Raw genomic sequence first — 26,706 nt, forward strand, 5'->3', positions numbered from 1 at the left:
TTTGTTTTTTGGTGTTTTATATTAATAAAGAATTAGTTGCTTGTTAATTTTTACCGAACTTGAAGTCGATACCTAAAAAGTACGACCGGCCATAACCTAGTGGTACAGGCCCGCCCGTACTATGCGCCTGGCCAACATTAAGCGAAGTATTATTCACGTTGGTAACGTCAAACAGGTTTTTGGCACCGGCTGCTAAACTGATGGTCTTGGTGATAAACTTGTTAAACGTAATGTCGGCCGTGCTGAAAGCCGAGCGTTTAGCGAGATTGATGATGGTTGCGCCTGCTGTATTGGTTACTACTTCATAAGTAGGCAGGGTGCCATTAAACTTGTAAAAAAGACTGATATCTCCTTTTAACTTGGTAAAATGATATAATAAAGTACTGCTTACCTCAGGATACCACACAAAGCCAGCCTGGTTTAAGGTATCGCTAGCAATCTTACTATATGTGCCTATGTATGCAAAACCAATTTTAGCCTGCAGATTTTTGTAATAGACGGTATTATCAATACTGCCGCCTTTGGTTTTAGATTTATCAATGTTGATATAAGTCATCACCGAAGGATTCGACGGATCGTAACCGGTTGTAATCAGGTTGGTAAAATCATTATAGAAACCGCTTAAAGCCGATTTAAATCGTACTGTACCAGAACCCAATGACAGCCAACTTATAGATCCGTTGAAGCTATTGGAAAACTCGGCTTTTAAATTTGTATTGCCTCTGATGGAGTGATTGGCATCAAAGAAATCAAAGTAAAGCTCCCTTAAAGCTGGCGAACGAAAGCCACGGGCGTAAGCCAAACGCAGATCGAAGGCATTTGATAACTTAAATTTGGTATTAATTGAAGGTATCACCGGTGGAGCGTCATAAACAGAATTTTTGATGAATCGCAGTCCTGGTCTGATACTTATCGTCGAAATAGGTTGTATCTCAGATGAAATAAAGAAGGCGTAATCATTAATAGTGGGCGTTCCTTCTATACGTGCACCACTACTGCCGGTAAGGTTAACCTCTACACCTGGCTGTAACGAAAACCCGTTTGCAACTCGGTATTGTGCAGTCGCTCTAAAAAATTTAGTGTCAAATACAGATTTATCCTGTTCGCCGGCGCCAAGTGTTAAAAATCGTTCGCCGGTTAGGGTATTATAAGTGGTTGTCTGTGTTCGTCTACTGTAATCGGTATACGATGCCACGCCGCTAAAACTCAAATCTTTATTAACCGACCATTCGCCTTGTAACTGATGCATCCATCTGTAGGTGATATAATGAGCGTCAGTTTCGATACCGTTATTTACGTTCGGCTGCCCGTTATTTTTTAAAGTTTCGTTTTCCCCATCAAGCCTGTACCATATATGGAATTTGTTGGTACGATACCCTGCTGTAGCGTTGCCCAGCCATTGATCTTTAGGCATCCAGCCAGCCATCGCCCCGTCAAAATTATTGCGGGCAAAATTGCCGCCAGCCTCCCAGCCCTTGTGGCTCCAGTTTATCCCAACGTTTTCGTAATGTGTACCACTGCCATGAAAAGCGTCATATTGCTTACCTGCAGTTTCTTCCTGCACGCGGGCATGTACATCCAGATGTTCGCCGCTATTGGGCTTCTTTGTAATCAGGTTAATTACCCCGGCAAGGGCATCACTACCGTAACTCACTGACATAGGGCCCTCTACAATTTCAATATGATCAATTGAATTGATATCAATCTGGTTAAGGCTTTCGCGCGTTTCACCGCGATCCAAAAGAGGCACACCATCCAATAAGATCTTAACCCGCTGGCCAGAAATCCCCATTAAGGACACATCCGAAGTTCCAAGTGTTAAATCGTTACTGAATCTAAACCCAAGCTGGTCACTTAATACTTCCTGAACTTTGGTTGCATTTCTTAAACGGATTTGTTCGCTACTAATGGTTCTCACCATATAAACCGAGTTCTTTAATGATTGTGGAGCATATTGGCCAGTCACTACCACATCTTTTAATTGAAATGAACTGAGTTCGAGTGTTACTTCATCAACTTTAGTAGTCTGCCCGCCCACAACTTCAATACTTTGTTGTTTTGCAGCCATACCCATTGCCTTAAATTGAATTTGATACTTGCCAGGGCTAACTTTAAGTAAATAAGTACCATCAGCCTGGGTGGCTGCCCCGAAGCGGGTATCGAGGAGAGAAACCGAAATTCCTTGTGCTGGCTTACCATCTTTGGTTATAACATGACCAACCACTTTTCCATAGCTATCCTGAGCAGAAACTCTGCTGCGGACGGAAACAATGAGTAAAAATAGATATATAATTCGACGCTGCATTTATTTAGACTAATTATTAATAGTGGCGCAAAAGTGAGGTATATTTAAACATTGAGGTAACGCCAAACGGATTAAAAACAACGCGAAACGGATCGAAACAAGAATGTTGCAAATGCCTAAAAGTATTCGTTAAATGGCCGTAGTCCGACGATTTCACAGCGAGAAATATCAGATTAGAAAAATATATTTTTTGCATTTATTTAGACTGATTAAAAATAATGATGCAAATTTGCGCAAACATCAGTGTAGCGGTTAACGCAAAACGGATTGAAAACAACGTTAAACGGATTTTATGCAGATCACATTTACATCATTGCCCAAACACCAACCTGAGCTTAATCTATCATATCCTCACGAATTCATTAGTTCCAGTCATCTTGAACAACGTAGTTCCTCAGCCTCCTCCGACTGGGGAAATTTGAGGATAGAAGAGTTATGGTTTGAAGGTGCGTGTTTGATTAATACCGATTTTGAGATTCATAGTCATTGTGGAATGAATGTGCGATGCAACAATTTTTGTTGGATCATGAACTTTGTACTCAACGGCGAGATAAGTATCCAGTCAAATGACTCACCAACTCGATTCAACCTCGAAAAAGGAAATTATCATACATTTTACTGTTCAGCAATGGATATTGATATGATGGTTTACGGACCTACTAAGGTTTTTACGATCTGCCTCACCCGCAGATTCATTAGTAAACTGGTAGGTACAGATATGCTGCCCGAACACATTGAAGAAAACGAACAAGAGCCATTGACATTGGTTACAACAGACGAATATCGCGACAGCCGTTTTAAAGTATTGATCAGGGAAATTTTAGAAGCTAGCCAACCTGACTATATCCGCAGAATATTTTTAGAGGCCAAAATCCTCGAACTATTATCGTTACAATTAGAAAGACTGGAGAACAAACAATTAACACCTGCGAATTTCAGCAAGGAAGATGTTTCACGTTTAGAGGAAGCCAAAACCCTAGTTGAACAAAACTTGCAAACACCCTGCTCGCTAATAGAACTAGCCCGCAAAACCGGGCTTAACGATTTTAAACTTAAAAAAGGCTTTAAAACCCTGTTTGGCCATACCGTGTTTGGTTATTTATTTGAATTGAGAATGGATACTGCCTATCAGCTGCTGAAAGACGGAAAATCAGTTAGTGAAGTATCTGAAATTGTTGGATATAAGAATCCGCACCACTTTACTTCTGCTTTTAAGAAGAAATATAGCCTTCTACCGAGCCAAATCGGAAAAATATTAGCGCTTTTGATAAGTGGTTTCGTTCAATTTGCTTAAATAATCAAAAAATACACTTAAATATGTCACAAAATTTAAATTTTACTGCATTTTAACCAGTTAATAACGTAAAATTTGAATCTATTTATGAAAAAATAGCTAACATTTGGGATAATAAACACCATTTTATCAACATTTTGTTAAAAAATTAAAGAAAAACTTATCTTTATAGCATCATTTATTAATGATTTATAAAAATCTGTTTTGAAAAACATCTCCAGACGCGATTTTTTAGGTAAAGGTGCTATGCTTGCAGGCGCTTCATATCCGGCTATGCTTGCACTGGGTATGTTAAAATCGGCTCCGGCACATGCATTTAATCTTGAAGGAAGCGGAAATGGCAAAAAGGTAATCATATTGGGTGCCGGACTAGCCGGTATGACTTGCGCTTACGAGCTAAACAAGTTAGGTTATCAATGCAAGATACTTGAGGCCAGGCAACGCACTGGGGGCAGGTGCTGGAGTATTAGAAACGGAAGTACAAATACAGAATTTGACAAAGCTACGGCAACTGCAAATTTCGATGCCGGTCTTTATTTTAACGCAGGTCCATCACGCATCCCACATCACCATCAGCTCACGCTACATTATTGTAAGGAGCTAGGTGTACCAATACAGGTGTACAACAACGTTAACGAAAACACCTATTATTTTGCGGAGGGAAAAGGGTCTCTATCCAATAAAAAAATACGTACCCGCGAAATTCATAACGATGTGCGCGGTTACATGACAGAGATGCTGGCCAAAAGCATCGATCATGGTAATTTAGATGCTGCACTTTCTAAGGAAGACGCACAAAAAGTGATTGAGTATCTGATGGCCGAAGGCGGATTAGATGTAGATAAACTATATAAGGCTTCTGCGCGTCGCGGCTATATCGAATCGCCGGGCGCAGGTAACAAGGTGGGTAAAATAGCCGATCCACATAAGCTGGCAGACATTATTGAATCGGGCTTGATGGACCCCGATTTTTACAATGTTGCCGAATACACCTACGAATTACAGGGAACTATGTTTCAGGCTGTTGGTGGCATGGATCAGATCGCTAAGGCATTAGAAAAGAAAGTCGCCCCTATACTAACAATGGGTGCCGAGGTTACCAATATTACTAACATATCCGATGGCGTTAAGATAGTTTATAAAGATGCCCTGGGCGAACACAGTATCAACGGAGATATGTGTATTTGCACATTACCCCTGCCTATACTGAGTAATATTAATCATAACTTCTCATCGGATGTGAGCCGTGCAATTGATTTTATCGGCTATATGAAAACCGGTAAAATCGGCATGCAGTTTAAGCGCCGGTTTTGGGAGGAAGATGAAGCAATTTATGGTGGTATCACGCACACAAATAACGATTTGACACAGATATTTTATCCATCGTACGATTACCTGGATAAAAAGGGAATCCTTATTGGATACTATAACTTTAACGAGAAGGCAGAGCGTGTTGGCGATTTAAGTTACACAGATCGTGAAAAACTGGCTTTAGATAAAGGACGATTGATTCATCCACAATATGATAAGGAGTTTGAGCGCTCGTTTTCGGTTAGCTGGCATAAAACTAAATACAACATGGGTGGCTGGGCAGTTTATACAAACGATACCCGCAGAGACCATTACCCGGCATTATTGAAACCGGATGCCAATGTGTATTTCGCTGGTGAACACCTTACTTATTTAAACGCCTGGATGGCGGGCGCATTTGAATCTGCGCGTAGTGTGGTGGCATCTTTGCATGGGCGGGTTACCGAAACTAGGGTTGCATATCCGGAAACGGGTACTAAAGGCTAAGAAACTAAACTAAAACATCATAATCATGGCAACAATTAATCGTAGAAACTGGATCAGATCGAGCGCCTTGATGGCTGCCGGGATAACCGTGTTTTCCGGCAGCGTCAGCAAACTAGTAGCTATGCCAGCGAAACTAATGAGCGGCTCGTTTGATGATATGGCCGTTACAGACGAATCAGTTATTACTTCGGCGTCAATGGCTATCAAAGCAAGACTTTCGGCAAATGAAAACCCTTTTGGCCCCTCGCCTGCGGCTAAAAAAGCAATACAAGATGCTTTGGATCTTAGTTACCAATATCCATTTATGCGTTTTAGTGACTTGACTGGTAAAATTGCAGCATATGAAGGTATAGATCAAAAGAACATTCTGATGGATGCCGGTTCTACCCCATTGTTGCATGCTGCAGCCCAGTACTATGGAAAAAATGGTGCCGAAATTATTTGCGGCGATCCATCTTATGACGACCTGCCTCGCTCTGCTGCGAAATTGGGTAGCAAGTTAGTAAAGGTTCCGCTTACACCAGATTACAAACTTGATTTGGATGCTATGGAAGCGAAAATCGGTCCAAATACCGGATTAATATACATCTGTAACCCCAATAACCCGACTGCTACGGTTTTGGATACCGCCAAATTGAAAGCGTTTTGCGAGCGCGTCAGCAAAAAAGTGACAGTATTTATAGATGAGGCTTATATAGACTACCTCCCCGATCCGCAAGGCACAACTTTGATCAGCGGCGTTAAGGCCGGCCAAAATATTATTGTGGCACGTACTTTCTCTAAGCTTTACGGCTTTGCTGGTTTGCGTTGTGGCTATGTTGTGGCACAACCCGAAACCGTAAAAACGCTATCTGATTATGCAACAGGCATCATGAGTCTTTCGGCAACGACAGTTGCTGCTGCAATAGCAGGATATCAGGAAAAAGAGTTTTTGCAGGCGGCTCTTAAAAAAACAATGGAATCTAAAGAATACCTCTATTCGGTACTGAAGAAAGAGGGTTACAACTACATCCCATCATCAACCAACTTTGTAATGTTTGAAATTAAAATGGATGGAGCTCGTTTTGCCAACGAAATGGCTAACCGAGGTGTAAGCATCCGGCACTGGGAATTCAACAACAAAAATTGGTGCAGAGTAAGTATAGGCCGCATGGACGAGATGCAGGCCTTTGCAGATGCCTTTAAACAATTGTCATAATTATAAATAAACAAACTACGAAAACTACCGGGACCTAAGCGATCAACGACTACCCCCGACGCCATGCGGGGGTAGTGATTGCTTTTTGTCTGTCGATTATTATTATTTTAAATGCGCAACACTACTCTTACATTTCTATTAGCTTCTACTCTCTATATAGCGCAGGCGCAAACCAAGGTTACCCCTCGCCCGCTAACGCTTGACGAATACGATAAAGCTAAAACCTTTGCCGTTGCCGACCTGGACAAAGACACTTACGTAAAATTTGATAACACCTACGTTTTAGACCGTTACGAAAGCCGAAAACCTTATTTTATTACTGGCGACGATGGTTTAAAGAAGCGTATTGATCTATATAAACTTATTGCCAAAGATGGCATGCAAGAAATCGGGACGATGGTATTTTACACCAATGAAAAAGGTGAGGTGTTTAAGGCTATCGTTCCCGATTTTACTGCAGACGGAAAAGTGTGGGAGAAATATTTTCAGGATATTGACGATATCAACAAAAAAGAGAAAAACTACATCCTTAAGCTCTCGTACGTACTTTCTAAAGAGCTAAGTTTTCAACAATACAAATTACTGAATGGCGGTAAGGATATGAAGGAAGAGGGTGCAACATACGGTAACGATATCTGTTTCCCTGGTGACGAAGTGATTAGCATGGCGAGTGGTGGCACCAAAATGCTGAAAGACGTAAAAAGCGGCGAAGAGATTATCACCGTTGACCCTGCCACCAATAAATCTGCCGCTGTTAAAGTAAAAGGCTTAACCGTACACGAAGCTAAAAATTATGCATTAACCCGCTTGGTATTGGTATCTGCCAAAACAAATAACACCAAAAATGGACTAGAAGTATTTTTAACCAACAAAATACTACAAGCCACTCCTAACCACCCCATGATGACCAAAGATGGTAACCGCAAAATGGGCGAAGTACTGCAAGGTCAGGAAGTAATATGCCTGAATGAGAAAACAGGTAAATATGAGGCGTTCACCGTATTACAAAAAACAGAGCACTCTGAAGGTGTGCAAAAGGTTTATAACATTGTTGCCGATGGCGGCAGCACGCTATTGGTTAATGGTGTAATGGTAATGCAAAAATAGTTCGATTTTCAATAATTAGTAATGCAACAAGGCTGATCTTCAGATCGGCCTTTGTTATTTACAATAAGAGTGATAGTGTAACTGCTAAAGCTATGATAGCCGGTAAGGCCTGTTTAACGAAAATGCCCTTTGACGCGGTAATACTGCCGTATATTCCAGCAACAACTACACATGAGAGGAAAAATATTGCCACATAAATGCTCCATAATTGATCACCGATTAATAACGACCATATAAGCCCGGCGGATAGAAATCCATTATATAATCCTTGATTGGCGGCCAGCGCTTTGGTTGGTTCAAAAAGTTCTGAAGGGAAGGTTCGAAAAGTTTTTCTTCCGGCTGTGGTCCAGGCAAACATCTCTATCCATAAAATATAAAGATGTTCAATGGCAACCAGTCCGATTAATATTTGTGATAACAGTTTCATTATTGCAGTGTTTAAATTGATTTTTAAATATAGTTAAATAGGCGTTAAGCGCTTCTACTCTATCTGGTTCTAAATAAGCTGCTTGTTATTTTATCTTTTAAACTTTTACTCCCGATAAATTATAGTAAAATTGCGCTTTAAACTATCTGAATAATTGCCTGTAATTTGAAACATAAGTATTTAAAATGGTTGAGTGGTACGAGCATTGGCTTATTGTGGAGTATCGGTGTACACGCCCAAACAGATAAAAGCGTTTCATTACCTGAATTAGTCAGAGGAAAGAAGAATCCAGCTGACACTATTAAAGTAGAACCCAAACGGAGTGACCAGAAGGATCTTCCCGATGTTATACGTGATCTTTTCCATGTAAAGAGTGCCCCACAGCCAGACTCCGTTACCAGCAAACCCGAAATTTCGGTAGTACCTGCAATTGGTTATACACTGGTTTCCCGTTTGGCAATTGTACTTTCGGGTAATATGGCATTCCGCACAGGACCTCAGTCGCGAATTTCTACTATAGTAGCTAGCGCATCATATACGCAGAATAAGCAATTTGTAATGCCGGTGTTATCAAGTATCTGGACCAAGAACAACAAGTTTAATTTTGTGGGCGACTACCGTTATTATAAATACCCACAGGATACTTATGGCTTAGGATCAAATTCGCCAATAGAGAATAAAGATCCGATGGACTTCTCCTTCGCCCGTTTCTATGAAACGGCACTGCGACACATTACCGGTAACTGGTATGCTGGTGCTGGGTATGCCTTAGACGTGTACTGGAATGTTTCTCATACCGGTACAGTTGATGGCGCCCCTTCGGACTATACTCGTTATGGTGCATTTAACAGAAGTATCTCTTCGGGTTTCACGCTAAACGTACAACACGACTCGCGCGACAATTCCATTAATCCTTATAAAGGCTGGTTTGGCAGCATACAATACCGAAGCAGTAATGAGTTTTTGGGAGCCACGCAAGATTGGCAATCACTTATTGTGGACTTGAGAAAATACATTAGGTTTCCTGCAAGCTCTGATAATGTACTCGCATTCTGGTCATATGATTGGGTGATTTTGCATGGCAGTCCATCCTATCTCAATTTACCAAGCACTTCCTGGGATCCTAACTCCGCTACTGGTCGGGGCTATATACAGGGTAGGTTCAGAGGCGCTCAAATGGTATATCTCGAAAGTGAGTACCGTTTTAAAATTACACGCAACGGCTTACTGGGTGGTGTTATGTTTGTTAACGGACAAAGCTTATCAGCCCAGCAAGGTACTGCTTTGCAGAAAATACAGCCAGCCTTTGGCCCAGGCTTGAGGCTCAAACTTAACAAAACATCGCGCACCAATATCGCAGTAGATTATGGCTTCGGCCGCGAAGGTTCGAGAGGCTTATTTATCGACGTTGGCGAAGTATTCTAAATCTGGAATCGAGAATCACGAGTCAAGAATCAAGATAACTCTTTAGTTTACTTTTCGGCTTTTCGTGGTTGAGTCTGGAATGCAGGTGGTACATAGTCCTTTGCCAGATAATCGGCCGGAATTGTTGTGGTGTTGCCGTCGCGTAAAGCTTTGTAATGCGGCGACATAATCTCCACCCCTGCCTTATTAAAGTGATCCTGAATATTTTGATGCAGGGCCGAGTAAACAGAAGCCTGTTTATTCGCCATTTTGGTATACGCACTTATCCGGTAGCTAACATAATAATCGTCGAGACTGGTTTGATAAACGTAAGGGATCGGTTCCTTTTCAATCAATTCCGTATCTAGGGCTGCATCAATTAATAGTTGATGTACTTGTCGCCAGGGCGCATCGTACCCAATAGTTACCGTTGTATGTATGATTAAACCTTTTTCTTGTGATTCGCTGCTGTAGTTTTTAGTATGGCTACTCATTACCGTAGAATTAGGTATGGATACAACCTCGTTAAAAATGGTTTGCACCCTGGTAACTAGTATGGTTTTTTCGATGATATCACCGGTAACCTCACCTATCTGCACCCTATCCCCTAGCTTAAAAGCTCGCATGTAGGTTAGTACCAAACCGGCCACTACGTTACTTAAGGCCCCGGCCGAGCCGAAAGTAAACAACACCCCCATAAATACAGACACCCCTTTGAATATCGGGGAATCCGAGCCGGGCATGTATGGAAAGATAACAATAAGCATAAACGCAAGCGTAAGCACTCTTACAATCTGGTAGGTTGGGTTCGCCCAGTCCGCATAAAAACCGGGAATTTTTAATACTCCTTTTTCTATTTCATTTCTTAAATACTGGAAAAAACGCAGTACGTATCTGAAGATAACCACCAATACAATAATGGTGATTAGGTTGGGTACATAGTCCCAAATACCAATACCGATACGTTTTAAAGGATTAATAAAATAATTGATCAGTTGATTTGAGATGTCCCGCGTAAAAGGAAAAATGGCGAACATAACGGGCAAGGCCAGGTAAATTACCACAATTACGGTTATCCATTTAATAAGATTGATAACGCCTCCGAGAACGCTGAGCTCTTGCTCGGGATCTAAAATTTGATAGTTATTGAGCTTTACTCCCTTAATATATTTCTCCTTTTTCGACCTCAGCTTTTTTAATATCCATTTAAAAATGCGGCCTATAATGTAGATAAGCAAGATAACCACCACCACTACAAGCAAAGCAAGTAATGTCTCTTTAAGTAAGGTTTTCCACCCATATTCTACCTGGTATCTAACTACTGCATTACCGATAGCGATATTCAGTTTTGCGGCAAAGCTGTCTCGGGTGCTTTTTTGCCACAAAGCGTCCCGATCAGATACGGTAAGTAATAGCTTATCTTTGTATTGAATATCTGTCGTCTCCTCTTCCGAAACTACGTGGAGCGAATCTTTGCTAAACGAGTAATCGTCCGCAAGTTTATTAATGCGCTCGGCAACCGCTGCGGCACGACGTTGAGGAGTAAAACTACCCTGACGAACGTAGATATAAAACAAGGTATCGTGAAATGGCACTACCGGCGCGCCCTTAACAGTTTTGCGAAGTGAATCGATCTGTACCTTTTGGCGGGCAAGTTTGATAGAATCATACTTGCGCATTTGTTTATCAGTTTGCGCAAAGATCAACTGCGTTACAACTACCAGAGTAAAAATTAAAAGGAGCTTGATACTTTTCATACCGGGCAACAAATCAGTTTACTAAAGCAATGTATCTAAAAAAATATTTAGATAACTGATAATGAGGTTTCATTTATCAAAATCGTGTTGCAAATTCCTATCAAATACCGATACAACTATTGGGAGTAAAGTTTTTTGTAACAAAAATGTCATCTCGGGTAAACTATTAGGTAAATGAATAATAAGTTAAAACGAAAATGACGCACTGATAGGTAATTTATAAAACTCAATTTTATGTTGAAGAGCGTTACAAAACTGTTGAAATAATCTAAAACAAGTAGTGTAGTCATTACACTAAGAATCACCGGAATTTATGTCGATAGAACATTTTTTTTAATGCCAATTCAACAGTATCTCATCATTGCAATAATTTGAAAATCATTATCAATTAGCTATTAATTTTTTAAAGAAATATTACATCCATTAATTTTCATATTAGTTAATCGAGCTTTAAGAGCGTTTATCTCTAGGCAAAAAGACCCAAATCCAAGAGAAATATTTTTAACGTAAGTGCTGATATTTAAACTTTTAAACGCCCAAAAACACAAAATGAAGAAACTAATTACCCTTTCCGTTGCCCTGTGCTTAACCGTCACGTCATTTGCACACGATCTTTTTACTGCAGTACAAACCAACGATATGGCAGCAGTAAATTACCTTTTAAATAAAGGCACAGACCTTAACGCCAAGAACGAAAATGGCGAAACCGCCCTGATGATTGCTATCCAAAATGGCAACGACCGTATTGCTTGTTTCCTGGTTGAGAGAGATGTCAATCTTAATGCGCAGAGCAAAGCAGGTCTGTCTCCGTTAATGTATGCGGTTCAAAAGCAAGATGTTCAAATGGTTAGCATTTTGCTGAATCATGATGCTAAGCTTAAATTAAAAGATGCAGCTCACAAAACTGCTTTAGACTATGCCGTGGAGCAAAACAATGCAGAGATTATTGCGCTTTTAAAAAGCTAATCATATTCAAAAAAAGATATTAAAAGCCATACAGCTACTCCTGTATGGCTTTTTTTGTTTATGCCTTAAAAACAAACAACAACAGCATATTTACTATACTTAGCGAAAAGTTCGCTACCGCTAACATCAATTTATCAATACGCTCTGTGCCCGACAGGCGATAATACCTTGCAAAACGGTATTTTATCAAATGCCATATTCCATACGCACATAAAAGAATTGAAAGTATAATCTGTAAAGGCCCAATGGCACTAAAAATTTGAACATCCATATATCACTTATCAATCTGTTTTTAACACAGTAAATTCTGTTCTGCGGTTTAACTGCCTGCCATCAGGATTATCTTTACCATCGGGCATTGAGTTTGGTGCTATTGGTTTTGTTTTACCATATCCCTTAGCGAAAATTCTTGCTTCATCTATTCCTTTTGAAACAATATAATCAACACATGATTGCGCCCTGTCCTGAGATAGTTTTTGGTTGTAAGCATCGCTACCTATCGAATCGGTATGCGAGCTGAGCTCAATCTTGAATTTAGGATTATCTCTGAGTATGATCACCAATCCATCTAATTCCGTTTCCGATTCGGGCCTCAAAGTAGATTTACCAAAATCATATAAAATGTTATTGATAACAATTGGCTTGTTCACCACAAAAGCTTGTAAGCAGATGTCCGGGCTAAATAAAGTATCTGCCGACATTTTGCCCTGCATAGTTAACGGCAATACTTTCGCGAAATAACCATCTTTTTCAAACTTAAGCATATATGGCCTTTTGGTGGTAATTTTAAACCAGTACTTACCAGTGGCGTCAAGTGTTACCTGTTTTAAAGTGTCTTTACTAAGTGAATCAATAAGAGATACACTTGCTCCTCCAAGAGGTTTGTGGGTATTACAGTCGACCAAAAAACCTGCGGCGAAATAGCGTTGATCCTGCACCTCAAAAAGTTCAAGGCAGCAATCAGATTCACGGTCTGAGCTTACGTAGAATTTGTTTTCGTTATTAGGATCTGGCGAGTAATACAAATCGTCTTTAGCCGAATTCATCGGATACCCCATATTGCGCGGAGTGTTCCAGCGGCCTGGTTCGCCATTACTTTCAAAAAAGTCGAAACCACCCAAACCAATAAAGCCTTTAGAGCTGTATATCAAACGCTTCATACCCTCGTCATAATAGGGCGCCTGCTCATCCATTGATGTATTAATAGTAGGCCCCATATTGATGGAACTGGTAGGGTTACCATTACTATCGAGATTTGCTAACCACAGATCGTACCCGCCCTGGCCACCGGGTTTATTAGATACGAAGAACATTGTTTTTCCGTCTTTACAAACAAATGGCTGTATCGCGTTAAATCCATCAGCGTTAACATTAGCATTAAGCTTTTGAGGCGAAGTCCACCCACCGTTCTCCGTCCAATCGCTTTTATAAATAGCGTGTACTATTTTGGTTCCGGTTTTATACCAACGGGTTAAATACAGGCGGTTACCGTTGGGGCTTAGTGATGGTGTGCCATATTCGGTCTCTTTATCGCTACCGGCATCCCTAAAATTAATTATCTCGGGTTTAACCATTTCTGCAGTAGTATGGTAGATTCTGTTTAGATGCTTTTTATCGCTCTTTAAAAATCTCGATGAAGTGAAATAGAAATTATTGTCGCGGCGTACTACTGCGTAATTAGATCCGTCGGAATTCCATTGTCCTTTAAGCTTATTTACGGCTAGTAATATTGGATACTGATACTGCTCTTTTGCAAAACGGCAATTTTCAATCTCTTTGGTGGCCATCTCCGCCAGTTTGATATCGCCATGATAGTTTTTCTGAAACAATTCGAACTGCTGAATCGCCTCATCAAAGTGCTGATCGGCCCTTAAACAGATTCCATACCAAAGCCTTACCAATGGATATTTCGATTCGGCATTCTCATTCACTACCTGATAGTACCACGGTTCGGCCTCGAGATAATTCTCATACAAACGGTACGAATCGGCAAGCTGGTACCTGATATAGTTAAGGTCTTCAGCCTTTCCCTTAGGCTCTTTCGAACTATTATCGGGTTGAAACGGGACTTTAGTTTCGGGAGTTATTTTTAAACCTTCGGCGGCTTTCCTATAATAATATGCTGCTTCGTAATAATCTTTATTATGGAATGCCTTATCGGCCATTGCTTTGAAATTGACCGGATTATATTGAGCAAACGCTGTGCTTGCTATGAATAGAATAACAATAAATAAGAGTGATTTTTTCATGGTAGGTTAAAGTCTTGGACAAACAGGTTCTGGTTGAGTCATGCGTTTTTTGAATACGTAGCTGATTGAAAGCTCTATCCCCCCCTGGCCGTTAGTAGCTCGGTTTAGGTTCGATGTGTTAAAATCATAGCTTGCGCCAATGATCATATTATTCACATGATAACCCACGTCGGCTACGGCTGCATCATTAATACGGAATAAAGCACCAAATATTAACCCCTTATCTTCCTGAAACTTAACTTCCGAATAAGCACCAAAAGCTTTGATATTTGTATTTTGTTGTTTGATATAAAGTGCATGCGGCACTACATCGAAATAGTCCGATGCCTTAATGCGTACGCCGCCATGTACAGCATACCGGATAGGTATTTTGCTGCTACCATCGCCCGATAATCCATCTTTCGGCCTATTTAGGTGACCTGCACTAAACCCGGCAAACGGATTTAACGTTGCTGATGGATCGCCGTCGTAATAAAATATACCGGCGTTAGCGTCGAATATAGTACTGCTGGTGCTTGCCAGGTTTTCGAAACTTGGTAAGTTGGGATCGAAACCAAAAACCGGGTTATATTGGCTGCCAAATTGAAGTTTATTCATATCGAAAGCACGATTTATTACGCCCGCCTGTAAACCGAAGTGCAGTTTTTGATTTCCATCGTCAGATAGCGTAATGCCATATCCCAACGATCCGTAGGCGCTGAAGTAATTATAACTCGCCCCTCCTGCCGATTGATTAAGTATGTTAACTCCCAGACTCAGTTTCTCGGTGGTTCTGAAATCAGCAGAAACTGCGGCAGTATTGTAGGCATTATTAATTGTGGCCCACTGATTTTTATAGTTTGCAGCAACCCTTGCTTCGCCATTTATAACACCGGTAAGTGCTGGGTTAAGCCATAGTGGATATGCATAATATTGTGAAAAATGCGGATCTACTTGCGCTGAGGTTTTAATTACTGCCCCTATTTGGAGCAGTAATGCTATTATGATTAGTTTGGTTCTCATTATCGTATCAGGTTAATTGTACCTTTTTTCTTAATTGTCTGTCCGTCGTCCATAGTGGCTTCCAGATAGTAAACGTATACGCCTACCGGCTGAGGTTTACCTTTGTAAGAGCCGTCCCATCCACTGCCCTGAGTGTTAGAATGGTACTGCATTTCACCCCATTGATCATACACCCAGAAGTCAATTTTCTTAATAGAGTTGCTGAACACATTCAATACATCGTTCTTACCATCTCCGTTAGGGGTAAATGCATTAGGTACAAATACATCGTCGCCCAAAGGATTACTGGTTATGGCTGTTAATGCGCTTGAGACAGCATTCAGCGAACATGGTGATGGCCCAACGGCTTTCACAACAATGGATATACTCTTGTTAGGCAATAAGTTGGCTATGGTGTGGGTAAGCCCATTAATACCCGAACTTGGTGTTATAAACGTAAGCCCGTTGTCTAAGCTAATCAGATAGCTTGTTGCACCAGTTGTACCAGTCCACTGGAAAGTGATACTTGTAGCAGTAACCGTTGCAGTAACCGTAGGCGCTACTGGCGCAGCGTACACCGTAATCGTGGCTGGCGATCTGGTAGTACTGCTGCATCCGCCAGCATTAGTTGCCTGAGCGTAGTACGTTATATTGGCGCTGATCGACGGCGTAGTAAAGCTCGCGCCTGTTGATAATGCCGTGCCGCCCGTTGCGCTTGAGTACCAGGTAATAACCGCATTCGGATCGCTGCTTGTTGCGGTTAAGGTAGTAGTGCTGCCTGGACAAACAACTTTGTTACCCGCAATTACCGGTGTGCCTGGTGCACCCGAAACAGTTACCGTTGCAGGAGTGCGAGTTGCGGAACTACAACCACCGGCGTTAACTGCCTCTACATAGAAGGTTGTATTAGCTGATAGTACAGGTGTGGTAAAATCTGTGCCCGTGTAAACCGGCGCGCCGCCTGTTGCGGCAGTATACCAGTTATAAGTCGAGCCGCCCATAGGGTTTGAAACACTTAGAGTTACCTGGCTGCTTGTACATGCTGATACAGCACCATTCACAACCATCGGAGCCGCCGGTATTGGATTTACCGTCACCTGTACGCTGCCAACTGAAGGACTTGTACAAGACCCGCTGGTAGCATCGACGTAATACGTAGCATTAGCTGTTATTGGCCCAGTGGTAAAGCTTGCACCAGTGCCTAGTAAATTGGTCTTAGAAGGAGAATCATACCAGTTGTAAACTGTTCCCGCCTGAGGCGAAGATACGGTTAGCGTAGCACCGCTGCCTGCACATGCTGCTACAGTAGCAGCACTTGGAACTGGTGTTGCCGGTTGAGTGCCTACGTTTACATTTACCGCTAACCTTGTAGATGGGCTGCAGCTTTGTGAGTTTACGGCTTCAACATAATAGGTGGTGTTACTTGTTAAAGCGCCTGTTGTATACACAGGCCCCGTAAATACAGCAGTGCCGCCCGTTGCTGCAGCATACCAATTGTAAGTTGTGCTAGCATCAGGATTTGTAATGTGAATAATTGCCGCACTGTTTTGGCAGATTGTCAAATCGGCGGCATTTACCTGTGGTTGAGGCGCAGTTGTATTGTTAATAGTAACTTGCACCGAACCACGGTTAGCCGATATGCATCCACCGTTATTACTAACCGCCTCTACATAAAACGTGGTGTTGGCTGTTAATGGATCAGTAGTGTATGTTGGTCCTGTAAATACAGCAGTGCCACCTGTTGCAGTAGTATACCAGTTAAAGGTAACGTTTGAAGTAGTACTTGTAGCAACTAGTATAGCGCTGCTTCCTAAACATACTGATGGGTTAGTAGCGCCACCTTGCGCTGTTACTACAGGGGCAACCGGTGCCGGATTAACATTAATATCAACCTGTGTACGCGTGCCTGATGTACAACCTGTTGCATTCACAGCTTCTGCATAATAAGTAACACTCGTTGTAAGTGCAGCTGTGTTAAAGCTAATACCGGTGCTCACCGGGCTGCCACCTGTAGCTGCAGCATACCAATTATAAACGAAACCAGATTGCGGATTTGAAATAGAGAGTACCACCGATGCTCCTGAACAACTTTGTACGGTAGAGCCATTGGCTACTACCGGCGCCCCTGGTGTTGGCGACACAATTACCTGTGCGGTAGCGGGGTTAGCACTGTTGCATCCATTGCTGTTAACCGCACGGACATAATAAGTAGTATTATTACTAATAGGTCCGGTAGTAAAGGTTGCACCGGTTGCTACCTGATGCGTAAGCGCAACATCATCAAACCACTGGTAGGTGATACCTCCTTGCGGAGAGTTTACAGCTAAAGGAGCTGTTGCACCTGCGCAAATTGTTGGATTAGCTGATACCAATGTTGGATCGGCAGGTAAACTGTTTACGGTCACAGCCGCGGTTGTACGCAATGACGGGTTACAACTTGATGGATTAACGGCTTCTACATAGAATGTAGTATTAGCTGTTAATGGATTAGTGGTGTAAGCGATACCTGTAAATACCGGACTTCCCCCTGTTGCAGCTGTATACCAATTGTAGGTTGTCGATGCATCGGGATTAAGGATATGAATAGTTGTTGTACTATTCTGACAAGCAGTCAAATCAGCTGCATTTACTTGCGGCGCTGTTGCTGTTGTTGTACTAATAGTAACCTGCACCGGTGTGCGAGTAGTTGAAGCACAGCTTCCGGTATTAGTAACGGCTTCTACATAGTATGTGGTATTGGCTGTTAAAGGATCTGTGGTATAAGTTGGACCTGTAAACACAGGGGTACCACCAGTTGCAACTGTATACCAGTTGAAGCTAACATTTACTGTAGTACTTGTGGCAACCAATACAGCAGTAGTGCCCGAGCAAACTGATGGCGTTGTAGAGCCGCCCTGAGCGGTTACTGTTGGCGCAACCGGTAGTGGCGTTACGGTAATATCAACCTGGGCGCGGGTGTTAGAAGCGCAACCTGTAGCGTTTACGGCCTCCGCATAATAGGTGGCATTAGTGGATAACATGCCGGTTGTAAAACTTGGCCCGGTTGCCACTACAGTTCCACCTGTAGCAGTTGTATACCAATTATAAGTTATACCAACTTGGGGATTCGAAATATTCAGCGTTACCTGCGAACCGGCACAACTTTGCGCAGTACTACCATTTGCTATTACCGGCACACCAGGGGCAGGCGAAATAGTTACCTGCGCTGTAGCCGCGTTTGCACTGATACAGCCATTAGCATTAAAAGCACGAACATAAAAAGTTGTATTGGTGTTAATAGCCCCCGTTGTAAACGTTGCACCTAGAGCTACCTGATGAGTAAATGCTGCATCGTCATACCAATGATAGATGACGCCAACTTGAGGCGAGTTAACTGCCAGCGTTGCGGTTGCACCTAAACATACGGGTACACTTGCCGCAGCCAGTGTTGGATCAGCAGGTAAACTGTTTACTGTTACCGCTGCTGTTGTACGTGCTGATGGATTACAACTTGCTGGATTTGCGGCTTCTACATAAAATGTGGTATTAGCTGTTAATTGGCCAGTAGTATACGCCGTGCCGGTAAACACTGGGCTACCACCTGTTGCGGTTGTGTACCAGTTGTATGTTGTTGATGCATCCGGATTGACAATATGGATAGTTGTTGTGCTGTTTTGACAAGCTGTCAGATCAGCTGAATTTACTTGTGGAGCGGTTGCTGTTGTTGTGCTAATGGTAACCTGTACCGATGTACGAGTGGTTGAAGCGCAGCTTCCGGTATTGGTAACTGCTTCTACATAGTAAGTAGTATTGGCTGTTAATGGATCAGTGGTATAGGTTGGACCTGTGAATATTGGTGTGCCTCCCGTTGCTGCTGTATACCAGTTGAAGCTAACATTTGGTGTAACACTCGTAGCAACTAAAACAGCATTTGCTCCAGAGCAAACGGACGGTGTGGTTGAACCACCCTGTGCCGTTACTGTAGGTGCTGTTGGTAAGGGAGTTACGGTAATGTCTACCTCTGTACGGGTAGCCGAAGGACAACCTGTTGAATTTGCTGCTTCTACATAGTAAACCGCATTTGCAGAAAGCATGCCGGTTGTAAAGCTTACGCCTGTATTCACCGGGCTACCACCTGCGGCGGCAGTATACCAGTTATAAGTTAAACCAGTCTGCGGATTCGAGATATTTAAAGTAACCTGCGAACCGGCACAGCTTTGTACGGTTGTACCTTCTGCAACTAATGGCGCAGCTGGCGCTTGTTGTATAGTTATTTGCGCTGTTACGGCATTTGCGCTGGTGCAACCTGTAGCGTTTGATGCACGTACGTAATACGTAGCGTTAGCTGTCACGTTGTTTACTACAAATGTTGCGCCTGCAAAAACCAGATGAGTTAGCGTTGGCTCATCAAACCATTGATACGTAATACCAGGTTGTGGTGAACTCACTGCTAAGGTTGCGTTGCCGTTTAAACAAACTGGCACGTTTGCCGCCGCCAATGTTGGATCTGCTGGTAAACCATTAACCGTTACCGGCACAGCAGTACGCGTTGATGGGTTACAGTTGCCCGCCTGTGCGGCCTCTACATAATAAGTAGCGTTGACAGTTAAGGCCGGAGTATGGAATTCTGTACCGGTAAATAATAGTGTACCATTAGTTGCAGCATCGTACCAACGATATACCATGTTAGTCTGCGGATTAAGAATATTCAATACAGCCGAGGAACCGACGCATACACTATTGCCACCCGCCGGTATTACCACTTGTGGAGGTGTTGGCGCTGGTATTACGGTAATGTCTGTTTGTGTACGGGTTGCGCTGGTGCAAGTACCGTTGCTCGCCTCTACATAATATGTGGCGTTAGCCGTAACGTTATTCAGAGTAAGCGTTGTGCCAGTGAATACAGGTGTACCACCAGTTGCTACGGTGTAAAAGTTATATTGTAACCCTGCAATAGGGTTAACAACGCTGACGCTCGCACTTCCACCTGCACAAACTGAAGTAGTGGTAGCGCTTAATGTTGGGGCAGCAATTTGACCGTTGGTGGTAACGTTAACCGCAGTACGGCCACCATTGTTGGTACAGCCAGATGTACTTACAGCCTCAACATAATAGGTAGTATTTGCGGTAATAGTCGGGGTTGTAAATGATGTCCCTGTGCCGGCAATAGTGCCACCTGTTGCTGTAGTGTACCAGTTGTAAGTTACGTTTGCTTCTGGGCTGAGAACAGCCAGGGTTGCAGTACTGCCGGTACACACACTTACGTTGTTGGATACTACACCAGGTGCTGATGGACGAGGATTAACTGTAATAACACCCGCAGTTCTTGCAGGGCTGGTACATGTGCCATTAGCTAATTCGGCATAATAGGTTACCGATGCAATTGGTGATACCGTATAAACCGGGCCTGTAAATACTAGCGTTCCGCCGGTTGCTGCATCATACCAGTTTACAGTGTTGGTCCCCGCGTTGGTAACTGTTAAAGTAACCTGATCACCAGAACAAGCAGGTGAGCCTGTTACGCTCACAACAGCGTTAACCGGCGACGGTGTAACGTTTATAGTTGCTGCCACTCTGTTAGGGTTAGGGCAGCTATTAGCAGATCTTACACTTTGAACATAGTAAGTTGTAGTTGCTGCCACGTTGGTTGCAGTGTATGTGTTACCTGTGTGCACTAGCGTGCCTCCTGTTGAGGCATCATACCATTGATAGGTAACTCCCGCGCGTGCATTGCTTACAGTGAACGTAGCGTCGGCCCCAGAACAAATGTTTTGGGTCGAAACAGCCAATTGTGGTTTTTCAACCTGCTTACTGGCATATAATATGTCGACAGAGTTATTTACACCAAGCAGGGCGCTATTCAAAGTAACTACCACCCTATCAAAGGCAGCTTGTGGCGCAAAGCGAATTAAGGCTGATGTACCATTGGCTAAAACCTGTACTTTAATCAGGTTATTATCGAGGAAAATAGCATCACCATTATTGGTAGCACCATTAAATGAAGCGATGCTGATCCGGTTCAATAATCCCGCTGAAATGATGGCGGCAGGGAAATTCAAAGCTACAGTAACCGAATCGCCTACAGTTCCGCTTTCACCAAATATTAGGGTTTGAGCAACATACGAACCAGCCACACCCGCCAGTATATGCATGTGGCTAAAATTGGTTAAATTGTTATCTACTGCATTGTTAGGGTTATCGATACCGCAACCTGCACATAACGCGCCTCCGTTTACATCGTTTGTTTGCGATGATGCAAAATCGCAACTTGTTGAAAATACCGGCACTACCGTAATGGTGGCCGCTGTACGTGTGGTACTTGGGCAACCACCTGTTGGGCTAATGCTTTCTGCATAATATGTTGTGGTTGAAGTTAAGGCCGGAGTTGTAAATGTTGCACCTGTAGCTATCGGCGTTCCGCCTGTAGCTGCAGTATACCAGTTAAAGGTTGCACCGCTTGTTGTAGATGAAGCAGTAAGCGTTGCTGTTTGTCCGGATTGAACCTGGGCGTTCGCAGGGTTAATAACCACAGTCGGCGCAGCCGGTAATGGGGTTGCTGTTACATCAACTTCCACTCTATTCGGGCTAACACAGGTTCCGGCTGACGCTTCAACGTAATAAGCCGTGTTTGCTGTTACTGCCGGCGTAGTGTACTGCGCACCAGTAAACACCGGAGTTCCACCGGTTGCTACAGTATACCAATTAAAGATTACACCAGCTTGTGGCGAAGTCGCAGTAAGCACTGCCGGTGAACCTGCACATACCGGAACTGTTGTTTGAGCAACAACCGGATTTGCTATTGCATTGTTTACGGTAGCAGTAACTTGCGTACGAGGCGCTGTGCTTGGGCAAGATCCCGTTGTGCTAACGGCTTCTGCATAATAAGAAGTTGTGGTGGTCAATGCCGGTGAGGTAAATGAATTACCGGTACCGACTAAGTTACCAGCGGTTGGCGCATCGTACCAGTTAACAGTTACACCGGTAACCGCCTGCGCATTAAATGTAGCCGTACTGCCTGCGCAGATAGTTACATTATTGGTAGCAACAACAGGCGCAACAGGCACAGGATTAACCGTCACCGTTGTTGGAGTACGTACAGCTTGCACGCAACCATCTGCAGTTCGGGTAGCTTCAGCGTAATAAGTTGTAGTAGCAGTTAGCACCGGGGTGGTAAATGTTGGGCCGGTTGCTACCAGGTTACCTCCAGTTGCTGCGGTATACCATTTGATGGTAGCATTATTGCTGGCGGTTGCGGTAATTGTGCCTTGCGATCCGGCGCAAATGGCAGGGCTCGCAGCTGATATAACAGGGGCGGCAACCTCTTGCGTTGCGTCATAAATATTCAGTGAGCTTAGTACACCCACTGCCGAGTTATTTCTTATTTCAACTCTGTCGAAATCTGCGGTGGCAGCAAACGCCACGCGGAAGCGGTTTGTGCCATTTAGTAATGTGATGTGTAATAGTCCGCCGTTTACGTTAAATCTGTCATTGTTATAAGTTGTGCCGTTATAAGTAGCGATACTGATGTTCGACAGTAAGCCTACGCTGGCTAACGAACCTGGAACACCTAATTCTACGATTACGCTGTCAGCAGCGTGACCGGTAGCAGCAAACCGAAGCGTTTGTCCAACGTAAGCTCCTACCAAGCCTGCTAGTACATTTAATTGAGAGAAAGTGTTGCGGTCATTGTCAACTGAACCACCCGGATTATTTACCGTACAATTTACGCAAACCAGTCCGTTTACATCGGTGGTTTGACTTATGGCAGCATCGCAGGCAACCGGGCTTACGCCGGTTTGATTTACAACCACATTACCAACCCCTCTTGTAGCAGACACTGCACCTGTAGCCGGAACGGTTGCTTCGGCATAAAATGTAGTATTAGAAAATTCTGCAGGAGTAGTAAAAGTGGCGCCGGTAAATATTGATGTGCCACCTGTTGGTGTAGTAAACCAATTGAACACAGCACCAGGCGTTGTAGATGAAGCTGTAAACGCAGTGGTTTCGCCAGGGTTTATAGTTTGTGTTGGTGGGGTTACGGTAATATCCGGTATTACTATTGGAGTAACTGTTACAGTTACCGGGGTACGTGTTGTAGACGTACAAGTACCAGAAGTGCTCTCTGCATAATAAGTAGTATTAGCTGTTAAAGGCGGAGTTGTAAAATTATTACCAGTTGCTAATGAAGTACCACCGGTTGCTGCAGCATACCAGGTAATAGTGGCGTTAGTCGGGGCTGTTCCTACTAATGTCGCTGTCTGCCCGCTGATAATAGTTACGTTGTTGGCCGCTACGGCAGGCGCAGCCGGCACATCGTTAACCAAAATAGTTACCGGGAAGCGTACTGGGCTTGTACAACCATTCCGCGAATATTCGACATAATATGTGGTATTAGCGTTGAGTGCAGGTGTGGTAAAAGATGCACCCGTGTGCACAATAGTCCCACCGGTTGGCGCATCATACCAGGTAAATGTCCCGCTCGAGGGTGAAGTTATATTAAGCGTGGCCGAACTGCCCTTACATATTTCGGGGCTGAGCGGATTTATAACAGGGCGTTGAAATATTTGTTGTGCATAATAAATTTGCAATGTGCTTATCAGGCCCGCTACTCCAGAGTTTAATCTCACGGTTACCCTGTCATAAGCGGCTGTGGCCGGTATAGTTACTATATAACGACCCGTGCCACCGCCAAGTAACCGCACTTTAATTAGAGAATTATCTAGTGCATAAGTGGCTACCTGCGTTGTTCCGTTATAAACAATCACTTGTACAGAACCTGCAACAGCTGCGGTTAACAAGTTTGCGTTTGATTGTAAACCCAATTTTATGGTATCGCCAGCCAACCCTGGTTGTTGAAAAACCAACTGCTGACCTGCATATCCTCCTACTAAACCAGCTAAAACACTAACTGTTGAAGCCGTGGTGGTATCAGCATCGGCAGATAACGCTGCGTTAGTGATGTTACAACCTATACATAAACCATTTATATCCTGCGTTTGGACATTTGCAAAACTACAAGGCGTATTATTGTTGATGGTTACGTTAATAGTTATTGCTATTCTGCTTGCCGACGTACAGTTTGAACCATTTGTACCTCCCACATAATATGTAGTTGTAACATACAGCTGGGGCGTTGTATAGGTATTACCGGTAAATACAGGCGTAGACGCTGTAGCAGAAGTATACCAGTTATAATTAACTCCAGTTTGTGCATTGGTTACACTAACGGCGGCCGTTTGACCGGCAACAACTGTAGTATTATTCGCTGAAAGAATTGGATCTGTAGGTAACGGTGATACCGTTACCGTGGCTTGTGCGCGCTGAACACTACTGCAACCTGTGCTATTTACCGCTTCAACATAATAATTAGTATTGCTATGCAGAGCAGGTGTAGTAAAGTTTACGCCAGTTCCTAATAATGTCCCTCCAGTTGCTGCACTATACCAATTATAGGTTTCGCCAGTCACAGGATTATTTACGGCTAAAACGGCAACATCGCCGTCGCAAATTGTAGGATTGGCTGTTGTAAGTACCGGTGTAACTGGTAAAGTACTGATGCTAACAGTTACCGCAGTACGTGTTGGGCTGGTACAAGTACCTCCCGATACCGCTTCGGCGTAATAAGTTGTATTTGTGTTTAAAGCAGGTGTAGTGAAGGTATTGCCGCTTGCAATTGGTGTTCCACCTGTAGCAGCTGCATACCAGTTGACCGTAACTCCAGTAACGGCAGTTGCATTAAATGTTGCTGTTTGTCCGGGGCAAATTGTTATCGCGTTATTCGCAACCACAGGTGCGGTTGGTATGGTATTAACCGTTATGATTACCGGTGTACGATCTGATGCGTCGGTACAACCAGTACGGTTAGCCTGAACATAGTAAGTAGTAGTTGTGTTTAATGGCCCTGCAGTAAAACTTGTACCTGTTGCTACCGGGCTACCACCGGTTGCGGTGGTGTACCATGTAAAAGTAGTGTTTGGAACGGCGGTAACAGTTAGCGCGGCCGAACCACCAGTACAAAGCTGCACATTTTCTGCAACAACATTGTTAAATTTAACAATTGGTCGTGGTATCACGCGCTGTACTTCGTATAAATTCATGCTGGATAGTACGTTGGCTATACCACCACCCAGCGTAACCTGCACTCTATCAAAAGTGCTGGTTGGCGCGAAAGTAACCGTCTGACGTCCGGTGGCTGCATCAAGCAATCTTAGCGTCAACAGTCCGCCACTTAAAGTTTGTGTATCATTATTGCTGGTATTACCATTGAAAGTAGTAACCGAAATATTACTTGTTACACCCGCATCTATCAACGCTTGCGGAAGCGATATGGTTAAGCGAACGGAATCGCCAACTGTAGAAACATTGGAGAATATTGCTGTTTCTTGAGCCGCAGCGCCAACCAACCCAACGCCTGCATTTAAAGTTGCCGCAGTGGATGGATTACCATCTATTGCGTTTTGCGGATTTTGTACACCGCCTACTCCTAAGTTCCCGAGGCCGAGCAAGTTAGACGACACGCCGTCCAGCTCATCAAACGCCGTATTACAGGCGACTGCACCGCTTAGCGGATAAAAAGCTTCGTATAAATAAATTGAATTTAGCGCCCCGACTAATCCGCCGTTAAGAGTTACCCTTACCCTATCATATTGCTGGGTGGGTGTAAACGTTAATTCTGTTTGATTATTGTTCGCCAACAAACTCACCAAACTACTGGCTGCGATGGGCGAACCAATTGCAGTGCCATTGTTGTAGGCTTGGACACTGATTGCACCTAAGGCTTGCAAACTAAGCAGATTGTCTCCGCTACCCAATTTTATGGACACTGGAGTATTTGCAGGCACTTTTGTAGTTGGTGCACCGGGAAATAATAATTCTTCCCAGGTAGATGCGGCGACACCGACCCCTACATTAAGCGTTGAATAGGTTTGCAAATTACCGTCGGCCGCGTTGCCCGCATTAGTTACCGTACAACCAAGGCAGAGAACACTTGAAGATCCAGTGTGTGTAGTTGAAGCGAATGTCCGTTGAGCAACGGCTTGGCTTACAGTTCCTGCTAACAAGCAGATTATGAGCAGGAAATAGAACGTGATAAAGGTAAAAATTTTCATAAGGCACGTCGGGATAAAATATTTATACATATCTACGACGTAGTTTGAGATAGTGTCAAAAACACTTTATTCATGATTTTTAAGATGTATTCATTTTAATTATTTTATATTTTTTCAAATCCAGACATAAAATT

Annotated in this window: 12 protein-coding genes; 6 read left to right on the forward strand and 6 right to left on the reverse strand. The window is 43.2% G+C overall.

The genetic code is table 11. The features are described 5' to 3' along the window. Positions 1–43: 43 nt before the first annotated feature. Entirely contained in the window at positions 44–2,305 is a 2,262-nt protein-coding gene (locus GSY63_RS22470) for a TonB-dependent receptor (protein ID WP_166588091.1), read from the reverse strand. 526 nt (positions 2,306–2,831) lie between these two features. On the opposite strand from GSY63_RS22470, the gene GSY63_RS22475 reads away from it, so the two are divergent. The 4 genes from GSY63_RS22475 (at position 2,832) to GSY63_RS22490 (ending at position 7,701) form a co-directional block, all read left to right on the forward strand. Beyond that, complete coding sequence (locus tag GSY63_RS22475) at positions 2,832–3,599, forward strand: helix-turn-helix transcriptional regulator (RefSeq protein ID WP_166588092.1); 768 nt, start codon at positions 2,832–2,834, stop codon at positions 3,597–3,599. A gap of 204 nt (positions 3,600–3,803) precedes the next feature. After that, the gene (locus tag GSY63_RS22480; RefSeq protein ID WP_208094640.1) at positions 3,804–5,396 is read left to right on the forward strand and encodes a flavin monoamine oxidase family protein; all 1,593 of its coding nucleotides are present in this window, start codon (positions 3,804–3,806) and stop codon (positions 5,394–5,396) included. A 25-nt stretch (positions 5,397–5,421) separates the two neighbouring features. Then, positions 5,422–6,594, forward strand: a complete 1,173-nt coding sequence (locus tag GSY63_RS22485; protein ID WP_166588093.1) for a pyridoxal phosphate-dependent aminotransferase — start codon at positions 5,422–5,424, stop codon at positions 6,592–6,594. A 111-nt stretch (positions 6,595–6,705) separates the two neighbouring features. Continuing rightward, positions 6,706–7,701 carry a Hint domain-containing protein gene (locus GSY63_RS22490; protein ID WP_166588094.1) on the forward strand — a complete coding sequence of 332 codons (996 nt, stop codon included), beginning with the start codon at positions 6,706–6,708 and terminating at the stop codon, positions 7,699–7,701. A gap of 58 nt (positions 7,702–7,759) precedes the next feature. Here GSY63_RS22490 and GSY63_RS22495 read toward each other — a convergent pair whose 3' ends face one another. Beyond that, positions 7,760–8,128 (reverse strand): DUF1304 domain-containing protein, encoded by a 369-nt coding sequence (locus GSY63_RS22495; RefSeq protein WP_166588095.1) that lies wholly within the window; start codon positions 8,126–8,128, stop codon positions 7,760–7,762. 165 nt (positions 8,129–8,293) lie between these two features. Here GSY63_RS22495 and GSY63_RS22500 point away from each other — a divergent pair, with 165 nt between their 5' ends. Beyond that, the gene (locus tag GSY63_RS22500; RefSeq protein WP_166588096.1) at positions 8,294–9,553 is read left to right on the forward strand and encodes a BamA/TamA family outer membrane protein; all 1,260 of its coding nucleotides are present in this window, start codon (positions 8,294–8,296) and stop codon (positions 9,551–9,553) included. Between the two features lie 47 nt (positions 9,554–9,600). On the opposite strand, the gene GSY63_RS22505 is transcribed toward GSY63_RS22500, so the two are convergent. Next, positions 9,601–11,289 carry a mechanosensitive ion channel family protein gene (locus GSY63_RS22505; protein WP_166588097.1) on the reverse strand — a complete coding sequence of 563 codons (1,689 nt, stop codon included), beginning with the start codon at positions 11,287–11,289 and terminating at the stop codon, positions 9,601–9,603. A 549-nt stretch (positions 11,290–11,838) separates the two neighbouring features. Between GSY63_RS22505 and GSY63_RS22510 the strand changes: the two genes are divergently transcribed. Further along, on the forward strand, positions 11,839–12,255 hold the full coding sequence (locus tag GSY63_RS22510) for an ankyrin repeat domain-containing protein (protein WP_166588098.1): 417 nt from the start codon (positions 11,839–11,841) through the stop codon (positions 12,253–12,255). A gap of 281 nt (positions 12,256–12,536) precedes the next feature. Here GSY63_RS22510 and GSY63_RS22515 read toward each other — a convergent pair whose 3' ends face one another. From GSY63_RS22515 to GSY63_RS22525, 3 genes are read right to left on the reverse strand one after another with little or no spacing between them, the layout of a single operon-like run. Further along, positions 12,537–14,504, reverse strand: coding sequence for an OmpA family protein (locus tag GSY63_RS22515; protein ID WP_166588099.1), 1,968 nt, complete (start codon positions 14,502–14,504; stop codon positions 12,537–12,539). 6 nt (positions 14,505–14,510) lie between these two features. Then, positions 14,511–15,506, reverse strand: a complete 996-nt coding sequence (locus GSY63_RS22520) for a PorP/SprF family type IX secretion system membrane protein (protein WP_166588100.1) — start codon at positions 15,504–15,506, stop codon at positions 14,511–14,513. After that, positions 15,506–26,572 carry a gliding motility-associated C-terminal domain-containing protein gene (locus GSY63_RS22525; RefSeq protein ID WP_166588101.1) on the reverse strand — a complete coding sequence of 3,689 codons (11,067 nt, stop codon included), beginning with the start codon at positions 26,570–26,572 and terminating at the stop codon, positions 15,506–15,508. Before GSY63_RS22525 ends, GSY63_RS22520 begins: the two co-directional genes overlap by 1 nt. Between the last annotated feature and the right edge of the window lie 134 nt (positions 26,573–26,706).

The organism is Mucilaginibacter agri, assembly GCF_009928685.1.
In the GTDB taxonomy this organism is placed as follows: domain Bacteria; phylum Bacteroidota; class Bacteroidia; order Sphingobacteriales; family Sphingobacteriaceae; genus Mucilaginibacter; species Mucilaginibacter agri.

What these genes read in the sequence shown, in the direction of transcription:
- GSY63_RS22470 (WP_166588091.1), bottom strand. Translation starts at nt 2,305, where the DNA reads ATGCAGCGTCGAATTATATATCTATTTTTACTCATTGTTTCCGTCCGC.
- GSY63_RS22515 (WP_166588099.1), bottom strand. Translation starts at nt 14,504, where the DNA reads ATGAAAAAATCACTCTTATTTATTGTTATTCTATTCATAGCAAGCACA.
- GSY63_RS22485 (WP_166588093.1), top strand. Translation starts at nt 5,422, where the DNA reads ATGGCAACAATTAATCGTAGAAACTGGATCAGATCGAGCGCCTTGATG.
- GSY63_RS22510 (WP_166588098.1), top strand. Translation starts at nt 11,839, where the DNA reads ATGAAGAAACTAATTACCCTTTCCGTTGCCCTGTGCTTAACCGTCACG.
- GSY63_RS22475 (WP_166588092.1), top strand. Translation starts at nt 2,832, where the DNA reads ATGAACTTTGTACTCAACGGCGAGATAAGTATCCAGTCAAATGACTCA.
- GSY63_RS22495 (WP_166588095.1), bottom strand. Translation starts at nt 8,128, where the DNA reads ATGAAACTGTTATCACAAATATTAATCGGACTGGTTGCCATTGAACAT.
- GSY63_RS22505 (WP_166588097.1), bottom strand. Translation starts at nt 11,289, where the DNA reads ATGAAAAGTATCAAGCTCCTTTTAATTTTTACTCTGGTAGTTGTAACG.
- GSY63_RS22525 (WP_166588101.1), bottom strand. Translation starts at nt 26,572, where the DNA reads ATGAAAATTTTTACCTTTATCACGTTCTATTTCCTGCTCATAATCTGC.
- GSY63_RS22520 (WP_166588100.1), bottom strand. Translation starts at nt 15,506, where the DNA reads ATGAGAACCAAACTAATCATAATAGCATTACTGCTCCAAATAGGGGCA.
- GSY63_RS22490 (WP_166588094.1), top strand. Translation starts at nt 6,706, where the DNA reads ATGCGCAACACTACTCTTACATTTCTATTAGCTTCTACTCTCTATATA.